Source organism: Streptomyces sp. NPDC043854 (assembly GCF_056436005.1).
Genome location: NZ_JBWKDK010000010.1, coordinates 180,382 through 197,652 on the forward strand (window position 1 = coordinate 180,382; position 17,271 = coordinate 197,652).

The 17,271-nt window shown below is 75.8% G+C and carries 1 protein-coding gene; it reads left to right on the plus strand.

Features of this window, described 5'->3' with window-relative positions:
* The first annotated feature begins 35 nt into the window (after window positions 1–35).
* Window positions 36–17,126: an SDR family NAD(P)-dependent oxidoreductase gene (locus AC068A_RS12795; protein WP_478584218.1), complete on the plus strand. Its 17,091-nt coding sequence runs from the start codon at window positions 36–38 to the stop codon at window positions 17,124–17,126.
* The last annotated feature ends 145 nt before the right edge of the window (window positions 17,127–17,271 follow it).

Genomic DNA, 17,271 nt, shown 5'->3' on the forward strand with positions numbered 1-17,271 from the left:
GGCTGTCTGAATTCATCAAGGAAAGAGTCTCTTACATGACGACAAGGCATGACGGTTACGGGGACGGTCGCGACGAGCCGGTGGCGATCGTCGGAATGTCTTGCCGGTTGCCCGGAGCGACCGAGACAGCGGAATTCTGGGAGCTGTTGAGGGACAGCCGCAATGCGGTGACCGAGATTCCGAAGAATCGGCGGGAAGGGATATCGGGGTCCGTCGGATTCGACGGCGGAACCCGATTCGGTGCGTTCCTGGAGGCGGTCGGGGACTTCGACGCCGGATTCTTCGGGATCTCCGCGCGGGAAGCCGCCGCCATGGACCCGCAGCAGCGGCTGGTGCTGGAGCTGGCCTGGTCGGCCCTGGAGGACGCCGGGATCGTCCCCGCCGACCTCGCCGGTACGTCCGCCTCCGTGTTCGTCGGATCGCTGCGCGACGACTACGCCGGCCTGGTGCTGAGCCGCGGCGACGGCGCGATAACACAGCACACCAACACCGGCACCCACCGGGCGGTCATCGCCAACCGGGTCTCCTACGCCCTCGACCTGCGGGGGCCGAGCGTCGTGGTGGACACCGCGCAGTCGTCCTCGCTCGTCGCGGTCCACCTCGCGGCCCAGAGCGTGCGCTCGGGCGAGTCGCCCGTCGCCCTCGCGGCCGGCGTGAACCTCAACCTCCTCGCCGAGGGGGCCCTCGGAGCCAGGCGGTTCGGCGGCCTGTCGCCCGACGGCCACAGCTACGTCTTCGACGCCAGGGCCAACGGATACGTCCGGGGCGAGGGCGCCGTCGTCCTGGTCCTCAAGCCGCTGTCGGCGGCCCTCGCCGACGGCGACGACGTCTACGCGGTGATCCGCGGCAGCGCCGTCAACAACGACGGCGCCACGCCCGGCCTGACCGTGCCCAGCCCGCAGGCGCAGGAGCGCGTGATCCGGGCCGCGCTGCGGCGAGCCGACGTCGCTCCCGACCAGGTGCAGTACGTGGAACTGCACGGCACCGGCACCCCGGTCGGCGACCCCGTCGAGGCGGCCTCGCTGGGCGCCGTCTTCGCGGGGCGCGGGACGGACGCGGCCGCCGGCGGCGAGGACCCGCTGCTCGTGGGTTCGGTCAAGACCAACATCGGGCACCTTGAAGGCGCCGCCGGGATCACCGGCCTGCTCAAGACCGTGCTCGCCATCAGGAACCGGCGCCTCCCGGCGAGCCTGAACTTCGAGACGCCCAACCCGGACATCCCGCTCGACGCCCTCGGGCTGCGGGTCAACACGGCCCTCGCCGACTGGCCGCACCCGGAGCGCCCGCTGATCGCCGGTATCTCCTCGTTCGGCATGGGCGGCACGAACGCCCATGTGGTCCTGGCCGAACCGCCGGCCGCCGCCGTCGCGACTGCCGTCGTGACCGCCGACGCCGCCGCGCCCGCGGGCGCGACCGCCCCCGCGGACACCCGTCTCGTCCCCGTTCCCGTCTCGGGCCGGACCCCGGCCGCGCTGCGGGCCCACGCCGCCCTGCTGCGGGACACCGGGCACACCGCGCACGACCTCGGGTTCTCCCTGGCGACGACCCGGACGGCGTTCCGCCACCGGGCCGTCGTCCTCGCCTCCGACGCCGAGCAGCTGCGCAGCGGCCTCGACGCGCTGGCGAGCGGCAGGCCCGCGCCGCACGTGATCGTGGCGGCGGCCGCCGGCGAGCCCCCCGCCGCCGAGGCCGGCCGCGGGACCGACACCCCGGGCGGAGAGCTCGCCGACCTCGCGGCCGCGTTCGTGAACGGCGCGGACGTCGACTGGAGCGCGGCGTACGCGGACGTCCGCGCCGGCCGGGTGAGGCTGCCGGCCTACCCCTTCCAGCGCGAGCGGTACTGGACCGGCGAGCACCGGACCGCGGAGCCGGGCACCGGGAGCGCCGGCGCCGCGGCGGCCACGGACGCGGCCGCCCTGGTCAAGGCGGAGGTGGCGGCGGCGATCGGCGCCGCCGACGCGGACGGCGTCGAGCTGGACACCAACTTCCGCGACCTCGGGTTCTCGTCGCTGATGACCGTGGCGCTCATCGAACGCCTGTCCGTCGCGACCGGGCGGGCGCTCTCCAGCGGCCTGCTGTTCGACTACCCGACGCCGCAGGAGCTGATCGCCTACTTCACCGAGACCGGGATCGACCCGGTCGCCCGGCCGCTGAGCCCGTACACGGCCGGCGCGTCCCGGCGGGCCGACGCCCCCGCCGGCCGGGGCGAGGACGAGGACGCGGTCGCCATCGTCGGCATGGCCTGCCGCTTCCCCGGCGGCATCGAGACGCCCGAGGACCTGTGGCGCGTGGTCTGCGAACAGCGGGACGTGATCGGCCCGTTCCCGCACGACCGCGGCTGGACGCCCGGCGAGGGCTATTCCCGGGTCGGCGGATTCCTCACCGGCGCCGCCGAGTTCGACCCGGGGTTCTTCGGCATCTCGCCCCGCGAGGCGCTGGCCATGGACCCGCAGCAGCGGCTGCTCCTCCAGACCTCCTGGGAGGCCCTGGAGCGCGCCGGGATCGACCCGAAGTCGCTCCGGGGCAGCCGTACCGGCGTCTTCGTCGGCGGCACCGCCTCCGACTACGGTCCCCGGATGCACGAGGCGGGCGACGACGTCGCCGGCTACGTGCTGACCGGGACCGCGACCAGCGTGCTGTCGGGCCGGATCGCCTACCAGCTCGGGTTCGTGGGGCCGACGCTCACCGTGGACACGGCCTGCTCGTCCTCGCTCGTCGCCCTGCACCTGGCGATCCGCGCCCTGCGCGCCGGCGAGGCGTCGACGGCGCTCGCCGGCGGTGTGACCGTGATGGCCACCCCCGGCATGTTCGAGGAGTTCTCCCGGCAGCACGGCCTGGCCGCCGACGGGCGGTGCAAGCCCTTCTCGGACGAGGCCGACGGAACCGGATGGGCCGAGGGCGTGGGCATGCTGGTCCTCGAACGCCTGTCGGACGCCCGGCGGAACGGACACCCCGTCCTCGCCGTGATCCGGGGCAGCGCGATCAACTCCGACGGCTCCTCCAACGGGCTGACCGCGCCCAGCGGTCTGTCCCAGCAGCGGCTGATCACCACCGCGCTGGACGATGCCGGCCTGACCGGCGACGACGTGGACCTGCTGGAGGCGCACGGCACCGGCACCTCGCTCGGCGACCCGATCGAGGCCGAGGCGATCCTCGCCACGTACGGGCAGGACCGTGACACGCCGCTCCACCTCGGCTCGTTGAAGTCGAACATCGGCCACACCCAGGCGGCGGCCGGCGTCGCCGGCGTGATCAAGGTCGTGCAGGCCATGCGGCACGAGGTGCTGCCGCGCACGCTGCACGCCGAGGTCCCGACCACGCGCGTCGACTGGACCTCCGGGCGGGTCGAGCTGCTGACGCAGGCCAGGCCGTGGCAGCGGGCGGGCCGGCCGATGCGCGCCGCCGTCTCCGCGTTCGGCATCAGCGGCACGAACGCCCACGTCGTCCTCGAACAGGGGGAGCGGACCCCGACCGCGCTGGTCTTCACCGGCCAGGGTGCGCAGCGGGCCGGGATGGGCCGGGAACTGTACGAGGAGTCCCCGGTCTTCGCGCGGGTCCTCGACGAGGTGTGCGCCGCCTTCGACCCGCATCTGGACCGGCCCCTGAAGGAGCTGATGTTCGGCGCCGACCCGGAGCTGAACCAGACGCGCTACACCCAGCCGGCGCTGTTCGCCTTCGAGGTGGCGCTCGCCGAGGCGGCCGCCGAGGGCGGCCTGGTCGCCGACATGCTCGCCGGCCACTCCATCGGCGAGCTGGCGGCCGCGTACGTGGCCGGGGTGTTCTCCCTGGAGGACGCCGCCGAACTGGTCGCGGCCCGCGGCCGCCTGATGCAGCAGGCCCGCTCCGGCGGCGCGATGATCGCCGTGGAGGCCACCGAGGCCGAGATCACCGGGACCCTGGTCGACGGGGTCGTGGTGGCCGCGGTGAACGGGCCCGTGTCGGTGGTGATCGCCGGGGACGCCGAAGCCGCCGAGACCGTCGCCGCCGGATGGCACGAACGGGGGCGCAGGGTCACCCGGCTGACGGTCAGTCATGCCTTCCACTCCCCGCACATGGACGACGTGCTCGACGAGTTCCGCGCGGTGGCGGAGTCGATCGCCTACGCACCGCCGCGGATCCCGGTGATCTCCACCGTGACCGGGCGGCCGCTGCCCGCCGACGTCTCCGGGTACGCGGAGCACTGGGTCGGTCAGATCCGCGGCACCGTGCGGTTCCACGACGCCGTCACGGCCCTGCGCGCCGCCGGTGCCGCCGTGTTCGCCGAAGCAGGCCCGTCCGCCGCGCTGACCCCGCTCATCCGCTCCGCCGGCATCACCCGGGTCGTTCCGCTCGGCAGGTCCACCGGTGCCGAGCCGGACGTCCTCCGGTCGGGCCTGGACCGGGTCCGCGGCGTCGAGCCCACCCACCCCTTCCGCCGGGACCGGTACTGGCTGCCGCCGCGCCCGGTGCGCGGCACCGCGGGGCATCCGCTGCTCGACTCGGTGGTGGAGCTCGTCGACCGGGACGACGTGGTGCTGGCCGGCACCGTCTCGCTCGCGGAGCAGCCGTGGCTCTCCGGACACGTGATCGGCGACTCCGCGCTGCTGCCCGGGACCGCGTTCCTGGACCTGGCGCTGTTCGCGGGCGAACGCGTCGGCCTGCCCGAGGTCGTGGACCTGACGCTGGAGAGCCCGCTCGCCCTCCCGCCCACCGGCTCGGTCACCCTCCAGGTCACCGTGCACGAGCGGCGGTTGACCATCCACTCGCGCCGCGAGGGCGAGCAGGAGTGGACCCGGCACGCGTCCGGGCTGCTCCTGGACGCCGATCCCGGCCCCGCCCTCGGCTCCGCCGACCGGCTGGAGTGGCCGCCGGCCGGGGACCTCGTACCGGTCGACGACGCCTACGAGCGCCTCGCCGAGCGGGGCTACCACTACGACGGGCCGTTCCGCGGGCTGCGGACCGTGTACCGGGACGGGGACACCCTCTACGCGGAGGTACGGCTCCCGGACGGGCACCTCGGCGCGGAGACCGGGTTCCTGCTGCACCCGGCGCTGGCCGACGCCGTACTGCACCCGATCGTGCTGGGCCTCGTCGACGGCGGGGAGGGCATGCGCCTTCCGTTCGTCTGGAGCGGGGTACGGGCGCACCCGGGGGCCGTCGGCGGCACGGAGCTCCGGGCCCGCCTCACCCCCACCGGAGGCGACACCTACGAGCTCCTGCTCGCCGACGCCACGGGCGCTGCGGTGACGACCGTCGACGGACTGACCCTGCGGACGGCGGCCCCGAGCGACGCCGGCGCGCCCCCCATGTACGAGCTGGTGTGGCAGCGCAAGGACGCCGGAGCGGACGCGTCCGGCGACGACGCCCTCCTGCCCACCGTCGTCGAGGTCGCCCGGAGCGAGGATCCGGCGGCCGCCGTCACGCGAGCGCTGGGGAGCGTCCAGGAGTGGGCGGCCGGCGCGCACGAGCCGCACGAGCGACTCGTCCTGGTCACCCGGAACGCCGTGGCCGTCGCGGCGGGCGAAGCGGTCGCCGACCCGGCCGCCGCCTCGGTCTGGGGCCTGGTGCGCACCGCGCAGAGCGAGTACCCGGACCAGATCGTCGTGGTCGACGTCGACGGCAGCGCCGTCGGGCCGGACGCGGACGCCGCGCTCGACGCGGCGGTGCGGACGGGGGAGCCGCAGCTCGCCCTCCGGGACGGCGCCCTCCTGGTGCCCCGCCTGGCCAGGGCCGCCCGGCCCGCCGGCACCGATGCGGCCGGCACCGACCCGGCCGGCACCGATGCGCCCGACGCGGTCGAGCCCGGCCTCGGCTGGGACCCTGCCGGCACCGTGCTGATCACCGGCGGCACCGGCGGCCTCGGCGCGCTCATCGCCCGGCACCTCCACCACCGGCACGGCCTGCGGAACCTCCTGCTGGTCAGCCGCCGCGGCCCGGACGCCCCCGGCGCCGCCGAACTGCTGGCGGAGCTCGACGGCGTGCGCGTCGTCGCCCTGGACGTGACCGACCGCGAGGCGCTGGCCCGGCTGGTCGCCTCCGTACCGGACGACGCACCGCTGACCGCGGTCGTCCACACCGCCGGCGTCCTCGACGACGCCACGATCACCGCGCTCACCGAGGAGCGCGTCCGCACGGTCATGGCCGTCAAGGCGGACGCCGCACGCCACCTGCACGAGCTGACCGCGCACCTGCGGCTCGACGCCTTCGTCCTGTTCTCCTCCATCTCCGGTCTGCTCGGCACGGCCGGCCAGGCCAACTACGCCGCCGCCAACGCCTATCTGGACGCCCTGGCGGCGCACCGCCGGGCCGAGGGGCTGCCCGGGACGTCGCTGGCCTGGGGCCTGTGGCAGGAGGGCATGGGCCAGTCCCTCGGGGAGGCCGACCTCGGCCGCTGGACCAGGAGCGGCGTGGCACCGCTCACCGCCGGGCAGGGCCTCGCCCTGTTCGACCGGGCGGTGACCGGGGACGCGGCCCTGCCGGTCCCCGCCGCCCTGCGACCGTCCGGGATCACGGGCACCGGCCCGGTGCCGGCCGTGCTCGGCGGGCTGGTCAGGCGGCGCCGGAAGCCGGCGGCGACGGCACCCGCCGCGCGGACGGGCGAGGTCCTCACCGAGAAGCAGGCCAGGGACCTCGTCCGGGCGAACACCGCCGCCGTGCTCGGACTGCCGAACCCCGGCTCGCTCGACCTCAGCAAGGCGTTCCGCGAGCAGGGCTTCGACTCGCTGGCCGGCGTCGACCTGCGCAACCGGCTGAACGCCGCCACCGGACGCCGGCTGCCGGCCACCCTCGTCTTCGACCACCCCACGCCCGAGGCGCTGGCCGTCTTCCTCGCCGAGGACTCGGCCAAGGCCCCGGCCGGGCAGCGGCCCGGCGGTGCGCGGCGGGCCGCCAAGGCGAGGACCCGTACCGACGAACCCATCGCCATCGTCGGCATGGCCTGCCGCTACCCCGGCGGGGTCCGCTCGGCCGACGACCTGTGGCGGCTCGTCCTCGACGGACGGGACGCGATCTCCGAGTTCCCGACCAACCGGGGATGGGACCTCGACCGGCTCTACCACCCCGACCCGAACCACTCCGGCACCAGCTACACCCGGCACGGCGGGTTCCTGCACGACGCGGACCTCTTCGACGCGGCGTTCTTCGACATGTCACCGCGCGAGGCCCTGGCCACCGACCCGCAGCAGCGCCTCCTCCTCGAAACGGCCTGGGAGACGTTCGAGGACGCCGGCATCGATCCGACGGGCCTGCGCGGCAGCCGCACCGGCGTCTTCACCGGCGTCATGTACGACGACTACGCCTCGCGGCTCCCGGCCACCCCGCGGGAGGTCGAGGGCTTCCTGCTGGCGGGCAACACCTCCAGCGTGATCTCCGGACGCCTGGCGTACGTCTACGGTCTCGAAGGACCGGCGATCACGGTCGACACGGCCTGCTCGTCGTCGCTGGTCGCGCTCCACCTCGCCGCGAACGCGCTGCGCTCGGGCGAGGTCGACCTGGCCCTCGCGGGCGGCGTCACCGTGATGGCGGGACCGAGCACGTTCGTCGAGTTCTCCCGCCAGAACGGCCTCTCCGCGGACGGCCGCTGCAAGTCGTTCTCGGCCGGGGCCGACGGCACCGGCTGGTCGGAGGGCGTCGGCCTGCTCCTCGTGGAGCGGCTGGAGGACGCCCGCCGCAACGGGCACCAGGTCCTGGCCGTGCTCCGCGGTTCGGCGGTCAACTCCGACGGCGCCTCGAACGGCCTGACCGCCCCCAACGGCCCCTCCCAGGAGCGGGTCATCCGCTCCGCCCTCGCCGACGCCGGCCTGTCCGGCGCCGACGTCGACCTCATCGAGGCCCACGGCACCGGCACCCGGCTCGGCGACCCGATCGAGGCGCAGGCCCTGCTCGCCACCTACGGGCAGGAGCGCGAGGAACCGGCCCGCCTCGGCTCGCTGAAGTCGAACCTCGGACACGCCCAGGCGGCCGCCGGAGTCGGCGGCGTGATCAAGATGGTCCAGGCGCTGCGCCACGGCATCCAGCCGCGCACCCTGCACCTCGGCGAACCGTCACCGCACGTGGACTGGTCGGCCGGCGCCATCGAGCTGCTCGCCGAGGAGCGGGACTGGCCGGAGCTCGACCGGCCGCGCCGCGCCGCCGTCTCCGCCTTCGGTATCAGCGGCACCAACGCCCACGTGATCCTGGAACAGGGCGAGACGGCGCCGCGGCCCACCCGCACGCCGGCCGCCCTCCCCGCGTCCGGCGAGCCGTCGAGGGCCGCCTCGCCGACCCTGCCGCTGCTGTTGTCGGCCCGGAGCGAGGACGCCCTGCGGACCCGGGCCGCGGAGCTCCGCGCCCACCTCGACGCGAACCCGGACCTCGATCCGGCCGACGTCGCGGGCACCCTGGCCACCCGGCGCGCCCGGCTCGACCGGCGGGCCGTCGTGCTCGGCGCCGACCGGGACGCGCTGCTGCGCGGTCTCGACGCCGTCGCCGCGGGCACGTCCGGCGGCCCCGGCGCGGTGCGCGGCAACGGGACGGGCCGCGGCGCGACGGCCTTCCTCTTCACCGGACAGGGCGCGCAGCGCCCCGGCATGGGACGGGAGCTGTACGAGCGCTCCGCCGTCTACCGGGCCGCGTTCGACGAGGTGTGCGCGCACCTCGACCCGCTGCTCGGCCGGCCGCTGGCCGAGCTCGTGTTCGCCGAACCCGGCAGCCCGGAAGCGGCCTCCCTCGACCGGACCGCCTACACCCAGGCCGCGCTGTTCGCCGTGGAGGTGGCGCTCCACCGGTTCGCGGAGCACCACGGCATCACCCCGGACTACCTGCTCGGGCACTCGGTCGGCGAGGTGGCTGCGGCGCACGTGGCCGGCGTCTTCGACCTCACCGACGCCTGCCGCCTGGTCGTCGCACGCGGCGCCGCGATGCAGTCCGCCCGCGACGACGGCGCGATGGCGGCGCTGGAGGCCACCGAGGCGGAGGTGCTCGACTCGCTCGTGGCCGGCGCGTCCGTCGCCGCGGTGAACGGCCCGCGTGCCGTCGTGGTCTCCGGCGACGACACCGCCGTGGCCGCGATGGCCGAGCACTGGGCCGGCCGCGGCCGGCGCACCCGCCGGCTCACCGTCAGCCACGCCTTCCACTCGGCGCACATGGACGGGGTGCTGGCCGGCTTCCGGGAGGCCCTGGACACCGTCACGTTCCACGAGCCGCGGATACCGGTCGTCTCGAACGTGACCGGTGAGATCGCCACCGCGGAGCAGCTGACTTCACCGGACTACTGGGTGACCCACGTCCGCCGGGCCGTCCGCTTCCTCGACGGAGTGCGCACCCTGCGACGCGACGGCGTCACCGAGTTCGTCGAGCTCGGTCCGGACGCGGTGCTCACCGCGATGGTCTCCCAGGCGCTCGCCGAGGAGGAGACCGGTGCCGCCGACACCGGTGTCCGCGCGGCGCTGCTCCGCTCCGGCCGCGACGACGTGGAGACCGCCTTCGGCGCGCTCGCCGCCCTGCACGTGCGGGGCGTGGAGGTCGACTGGACGGCACTGGTCCCGGCGGGCGTCCACGTCCCGCTGCCCCGCTATCCCTTCCAGCACCGGCGGTACTGGCTGGAGAACCCGTCCTCGGCGCATCCGCTGCTGGGCACGGTGGTGGAGCTCGTCGACGGCGCGACCCTGCTGAGCGGCGAGATCGCCGCCACCGGATGGGCCGGCGACCACCGCGTCCGCGGCGACGTCGTCGTACCCGGCACGGCGCTGCTGGACATGGCCCTGTACGCCGGCGAGCGGCTGGACTGCCCGACCGTCGCCGAACTGACCCTCACCACACCCCTGGTCGTGCCGGAGGACGGCGCCGCCACGGTGCAGGTCCGGGTCGGGGCCGCCGACGCGACCGGCGGTCGCGCCGTCGTGATCCACTCCCGCCCCGCCGGCCCCGGGACCGGCGAGGAGACCGGGTGGACACAGCACGCCCACGGCACCGTCGTCCCCGAACGGCACCTGCCGGAGCCGGCGCCCGAACGGGCCGGCACCGAGGTCGACCTCGACGGCGTGTACCAGCGGCTGAGCGAGCACGGCTACGACTACGGCCCCGCCTTCCGCAACCTCCGGTCGGTGCACCTCGACGGCGACCACCGCCACGTCGAGGTGGAACTCCCGCAGCGGTACCGGACCGAGGCGGGCCGGTTCGGCGTGCACCCGGCCCTGCTCGACGCGGTTCTGCACGTCCTGCTCCCCGGCGTGGTCGACGCCGACGCCCAGCCGGTGCTGCCCTTCTCCTGGACCGGGGTCACCCGGCACGGGACCGGCGCCACGGCCCTGAGGGCCGCGGTCACGGTGAACGGCGGCACGGCGCGGCTGGCCGTCCACGACCAGGAGGGCGCGGCCGTGCTGACGGTGGAGGAACTGGCGCTGCTGCCCCTCGGGGGAAGCCACGTGCCCTCCGGGATGCACACCCTGGTCTGGCGGGAGGCCGCCGGAACCGGCGCGGCCGCCGAACCGGCCGTGCCGCACCACGTCGCCGCGGCGCTCTCCGCGGCGCAGGACGAGGAGCGGGACGTCGCGGCGGCGGCCAGGGCGGCGGTGCACTCCGTCCTCGGCGAGCTCAGGGAGATCCTGGCCGGAACGGACGAGCGCCGGCACGCCTTCGTGATCCGCCCCGATCTGTCGCACGCCGCGGTACGCGGACTCGTCCGCAGCGCCCAGTCGGAGAACCCCGGCAGGTTCCAGCTGATCGAGGCCGACGGATCGGCGACCGAGGGACGGCTCGAGGCCGCCCTGCGCTCCCCGGAGCCGGAGGTCGCGATCCGGGACGGCGCGACACTGCTGCCCCGGCTCGCCCGGCCGGCCGGTGCCGCGGCGACCGCCCCGGACGCCCCGGACGCCCCGGTCGACTGGAGCGCGGGCCCGGTGCTGATCACCGGCGCGACCGGAACCCTCGGATCGGTCCTGGCCCGCCACCTGGTCGTCCGGCACGGCGCGCGCAGCCTGGTGCTGGTCAGCCGCCGCGGCGAGGCCGCTCCCGGCGCCGCCGCGCTCCGCGAGGAGCTGGTCGGCCTCGGCGCCGACGTGAGCCTCGTGGCCGCCGACGTGAGCGACCGGCAGGCCCTGGAAGGGGTGTTCTCCGCGCACCGGCCGGCCGCGGTGGTGCACACCGCGGGCATCAACGCCGACGCCACCCTGACGGGCCTCACCACCGAGCAGCTCGACTCCGTCCTGCTGCCGAAGGTGGACGCGGCCTGGCACCTGCACGAGCTGGCCGGTGACCGGCCCCTGGTGCTGTACTCGTCGGTGGCGGGCCTGCTCGGCACCGCGGGCCAGGCCAACTACGCGGCGGGCAACACGTTCCTGGACGCCCTCAGCGAGCACCGCCGGGCCCTCGGCCTGCCGGCGGTCTCCCTCGCCTGGGGGCTGTGGGCCGAGAGCAGCGGCATCTCGGGGCAGCTGACCGAGGTCGACGTCCAGCGGCTCGCCCGCACGGGACTGCGTCCCCTGGACACCGCCGAGGCGCTCGCCCTGTTCGACGCCGCCCTCCCGCGGCTCACCGGCGCCGGCTCGCCCGTCCTGGCCCTGACCCGGTTCGACCGGTCGGCCCTGCGCGGCCGGGCGGACCTCCCCGGCGTGCTGCGCGATCTGGCCGGACCGGCCACGACCGCGACGCCCGCGCGGGTCGGCGCCCCCGCGGCACCGGGAGCCGACACCGCCCCGGCCCCGGAGCTCGACCGCGCCGGTCTCCAGGACGCCGTCCGCCGGCAGGTGGCCGCGGTCCTGGGGTACGACGGTCCGGGCGAGGTCGACGAGCAGCGCTCCTTCAGCGAACTCGGCTTCGACTCGCTCATGGCCGTTGAACTGCGCAACCAGCTCGGCACTGCGATCGGACGCAGGCTGTCCGCCACGGTCGTCTTCGACCACCCCACCCCGGCCGCGCTGGCCGCGCACCTGTGGAGCCTCGGCGCGGCCGAGGAGCAGTCCTCCCCCCGCGGCGCACGCGCCGGCGGGCGGCCGGAGACCGCTGCCGACGGCCATGACGAGCCGATCGCGATCGTCGGCATGGCCTGCCGGTACCCGGGCGGGGTCGCCTCGCCCCAGGACCTGTGGCAGCTGGTCGCCGACGGCCGTGACGCCACCTCGGAGTTCCCGGTGAACCGGGGCTGGCCCGCCGACCTGTACCACCCGGACCCGGACCACCCCGGCACCTCCACCACCCGCCGCGGCGGCTTCCTGCACGACGCCGACCTCTTCGACGCCGAGTTCTTCGGTCTGTCGCCCCGGGAGGCGTCGGCGCTCGACCCGCAGCAGCGGCAGCTCCTGGAGACGACCTGGGAGGCGGTGGAGCACGCCGGCCTGGAGCCGCAGACCCTGCGCGGCAGCCGGACCGGAGTCTTCGTCGGCGTCATGTACAGCGACTACGGATCGCGGCCGGACCTGCCCTCCGACGGCGTGCAGGGATACCTCTACAGCGGCAGCGCGGGCAGCATCGCCTCCGGCCGGCTCGCCTACACCTTCGGGTTCGAGGGGCCGACCCTCACCGTGGACACCGCCTGCTCGTCCTCGCTGGTCGCCGTCCACCTGGCCGCGAGCGCGCTGCGGCGCGGGGAGTGCGAGCTCGCGGTGGCGGGCGGCGCGACGGTGATGTCGACACCCACGGCCTTCGTGGAGTTCTCCCGGCTGCGCGGGCTGTCCGAGGACGGCCGGTGCAAGTCGTTCTCCGACGACGCCGACGGCACCGGCTGGTCCGAGGGTTCCGGCATGCTGGTGCTGGAGAAGCTGTCGGACGCCCGGCGCAACGGGCACCGGATCCTGGCCGTCCTGCGCGGCTCCGCGGTCAACTCCGACGGCGCCTCGAACGGACTCACCGCGCCGAACGGTCCCGCCCAGGAGCGGGTGATCCGGGCCGCGCTCGACTCCGCCGACCTCGGTCCGGCCGATGTCGACCTGGTGGAGGCGCACGGCACGGGGACCAGGCTCGGTGACCCGATCGAGGCCCACGCCGTCATGGCCGCCTACGGCCGCGACCGGGAGACGCCCGTGCTGATGGGCTCGCTGAAGTCGAACATCGGGCACGCCCAGGCGGCCGCGGGCGTCGGCGGGATCATCAAGGTCGTCCAGGCCATGCGGCACGGCATCGCCCCGGCCACGTTGCACGTGGGCACCCCGTCCCGGCACGTCGACTGGTCGCAGGGCAAGGTCGAACTGCTGGACCGGGCCCGCCCGTGGCCGCGCGGGGAGCGCCCCCGCCGGGCCGGCGTGTCCTCCTTCGGCTTCGGCGGCACCAACGCCCATGTGATCATCGAGGAGGCGGACGCCGTACCGGCTCCGGCCCCCGGGACCCCGGCCGGGACCGCGGTGCCCCCGCTTCCGTGGGTCCTCTCCGCCCGTACCCCGCAGGCGCTCACCGAGCAGGCGGAGCGGGTCGCCGCCCTGGCCACGGCGGACGAGTCCTTCACCCTGGCCACCCGTACCGCGCTGCCGTACCGCGCGGCGGCGACCAGCGCGGCCGCGCTCCGGAACGCGGTCCCGGTGCGGGCGGCGGGCGGCAGGCTCGCCTTCGCCTTCACCGGACAGGGCGCCCAGCGCGTCGGCATGGGGCTCGAACTGGGCACCGCCCACCCCGTCTTCGCGAGCGCGTTCGACGAGGTCTGCGCCCACTTCGGCGACGGACTCGGCGAGGCCGTCCGGGAGGCGATCGCCACCGGGAAGGACCTGGACGAGACCGGCACGGCGCAGCCCGCGCTGTTCGCCGTCGAGGTCGCGCTGTTCCGCCTGATGGAGTCCTGGGGAGTCCGGCCGGACCTGGTGCTCGGCCACTCCGTCGGCGAGCTGGCCGCCGCCCACGTCGCCGGGGTGCTCTCGCTGCCCGACGCGGCCAGGCTGGTCGCCGCCCGCGGCGGCCTCATGCAGGCCCTCCCGCGCGGCGGGGCGATGGTCGCCGTCGAGGCGAGCGCCACCGAGCTGGACGGGCGGGAACTGCCCGCCGGCGTGACGATCGCCGCCGTCAACGGCCCCGCCTCCCTCGTGCTGTCCGGCGCGGAGGAAGCGCTGCTCTCCTTCGTGGCGGAGGAGTTCACGGCCCGGGGACGGCGCACGAAGCGGCTCTCGGTCAGCCACGCCTTCCACTCGCCGCTCATGGAGCCGATGCTGGACGGCTTCCGGGCCGTCGCCCGGGAGCTCACCTACCGCGCCCCGGCGATACCCGCGCTGTCCACGGCCACCGGCGGGCAGGCCGCGCAGTGGACCGACCCGGAGTACTGGGTGAACCAGGTCCGGGCCACCGTCCGCTTCCACGACGCCGTGCTGACCGCGCGTGAGGAGGGCGTGCGCACGGTGCTCGAAGTGGGCCCCGACGCGGTGCTCACCGGCATGATCGCGGCCGGCTTCCCCGCCGACGAGGCCGACAACCCGGCCGGCGTGCCGCTGCTGCGGGCCGGCAAGCCCGAACCGGAGACCGTCGCGGCGGCCCTCGGCATCCTGTTCACCCGCGGTGTCGAGCCCGACTGGCGCGCCGTCTTCCCGGGTGCGGACCACGTCGACGTGCCGACCTACGCGTTCCAGCACAAGCGGTTCTGGCTCACCCCGTCCGGCCGGACCGACCTGTCCGGCGCCGGTCTGCGCTCCGCCCACCACCCCTTGCTGGGGGCCGCGGTCGACCTCGCCACGGGCGGGCCGGACGGCGGGGGCGTCACCGTGTCGACCGGCCGGCTCTCCCTCGCCGCCCACGGCTGGCTGGCCGGCCACCGGGTCCGGGACGCCGTGATCGTGCCCGGTACCGCCCTGGTCGAACTGGCCGCGACCGCGGGAGCGTTGGAGCAGTTCACCGTGGTCGAGCCGGTGGTCGTCCCGGAAACCGGTGCGCTCGCCCTCCAGATGGTGGTGGACGGCACCGAGATCACGCTCTTCTCCCGGAGCGAGGACGACGACAGCGGCGACCTGCCCTGGACCAGGCACGCCGTGGGCAGGCTCGACGCCCGCGCGCACCGGGCTCCGGCGCAGGCCGCGCCGTGGCCGGAGGGCCTGACGGAGATCGACCTCGACGGGATGTACGAGCGCGTCGCCGAGCACGGCTACGCGTACGGCCCCGCCTTCCAGGGGCTGCGGTCCCTGTGGCGCCGCGGCGAGGAGCTGTTCGCCGAGGTGGGCGCGGTACAGGACACGGAGGGCTTCGCCGTCCACCCGGCCCTGCTCGACGCGGTCCTGCACCCGCTGCTGCCCGGGGTCGCCGACGGCACCCGCCCGGCCGCGCTGCCGTTCGCGTGGTCCGGGGTGCGCATCCACGCGGGTGCCGCCACGTCCGACGGCACGGTTCTGCGGGCCCGGATCACCCCCACCGGCCCGGAGTCCGTGCGGCTTCTGGTCACCGACCGGGACGGACACGTCCTCGTCGAGGTGGACGAGCTCGTGCTGCGCCCGCTCACCGGCCTCCCGGCCGGCGTCCAGGCCGGCGCGAAGCTGGTGTTCACACCGGTCTGGCGCGGCCTCGACGCGCCGGCGGCAGCACCCGGTACGCCGGACGACGCCACCGCCTTCGAGGTGGTGCAGGTCGCGTCCGGTCCGGGTGACCTGCCGGAGCGCGCCCGGCGGGCCGTCCACCACACCCTCGGTGTGCTGCGGGACCGGCTGACGTCGCAGGACACCGGAAGGCTCGCCGTCGTGGTGGGCGCCGACCTGGCCCACGCCGGTGTCCGCGGACTGGTCCTCAGCGCGGCGACGGAACACCCCGGCCGGTTCCTGCTGGTGGACCGTCCGGACTGGGACGGCACCGGCGACGTCCGGGACGCCGTCGCGAAGGTGCTCGCCTCGGCCGGGGCCGGCCTCGGCGACGAGACGCAGCTGCGGATCGCCGACGGGGAGGTCCTGGTCCCGCGCCTGGTCCGGCACCGGCCGGCCGTCGACTCCGGACCCGGGGAGGACGGCGGGCGGAGCGCCGACGGCCGCTGGGGCCGGGGCCCCGTCATGATCACGGGCGCGAGCGGTGCGCTCGGCGCGGTGGTCGCCAGGCATCTGGTGGAGCGGCACGGCGTCCGGTCGCTGCTGCTGGTCAGCCGGAGCGGGACGGCCCCGCTGATCGAGGGCGCGGGAGAGGGCGTCGAGGTCGTCGCGGCGGCGTGCGACGCCACCGACCGCGAGGCGCTGGCCGCACTCGTGGACCGCCACCGCCCGGCCGCCTTCGTCCACGTCGCCGGCACGCTGTCCGACGGCACGCTCGACGGGCTCACCCCCGAGCAGGTCGACACCGTCCTCCGGCCCAAGATCGACGCCGCCTGGCACCTGCACGAATTGGCCGGGGAGAAGCCCCTGGTGCTGTTCTCGTCGATCGCCGGTCTGCTGGGCACGGCCGGACAGGCGAACTACGCGGCGGGCAACACCTTCCTGGACGCACTGGCGGAGCACCGCCGGGCGCTCGGTCTGCCTTCGGTCTCGCTGGCGTGGGGGCTGTGGGAGACCGGGATGGGCGGCGGGCTGTCCGACGCGGACCTGCGGCGGATCCGTGCGCTCGGGCTGCTGCCGATCGCGGAGCCGGAGGCGCTGGCCGCCTTCGACGCCGTGACCGCACGGCTCGCGACACCGGCGTCCGCCGGGACCGCGCAGGCGGTGTTCGCCGTGACCGGCGTCGACCGTACGGTCCTCGGCGCCGCGGCGAACCCGCCCGCGGTGCTGCGTGACCTCGCGCCCCGCACGGTACGGGTCCCGGCCGCGCCGGTCGGCGGCTCCGGGCCCGCCGGGGCGGCGCCCGGCGTCGCGTGGGAACAGCCGGGCGCGGTGCTCGACCTGGTCCGCCGCGAGGTGGCCGCGGCGCTCGGACACGAGGACGTGTCCGCGATCACGGCCGAGGCGTCCTTCACCGAGCTGGGCTTCGACTCGCTGACGGCGGTCGAGCTGCGCAACCGGCTGGCGGCGACCACCGGTGAACGGCTGCCGACCACGCTGGTGTTCGACCACCCGACCCCGGCCGCCCTGGCCGAGTACGTACGGGGTGTCCTGGCGGCCCGGCAGACCACACCGCTCCTCGACCGGCTGGAGACGCTGATCCGCGACGGGCGGCTCGAGTCGGAGGCGCTGGCACGGCTCCGCCGGATGCTCGGCGGGACCCCGGCCGAGGCGACGCCGGACGAGCGGTTCGAGGAGGATCTGGACGACGTGGACGACGAGGAGCTGTTCGCCCTGGTCGACCGGTTCGAGTGATCCCGCCCGGCACGGCCGGTGACCGGGTGGCGGGGGGGGGGGGGGGGGGGGGGGGGGGGGGGGGGGGGGGGGGGGGGGGGGGGGGGGGGGGGGTGGGGGGGGGGGGGGGGGGGGGGGGGGGGCGGAAAAGAGGGAAAGAGAGAAG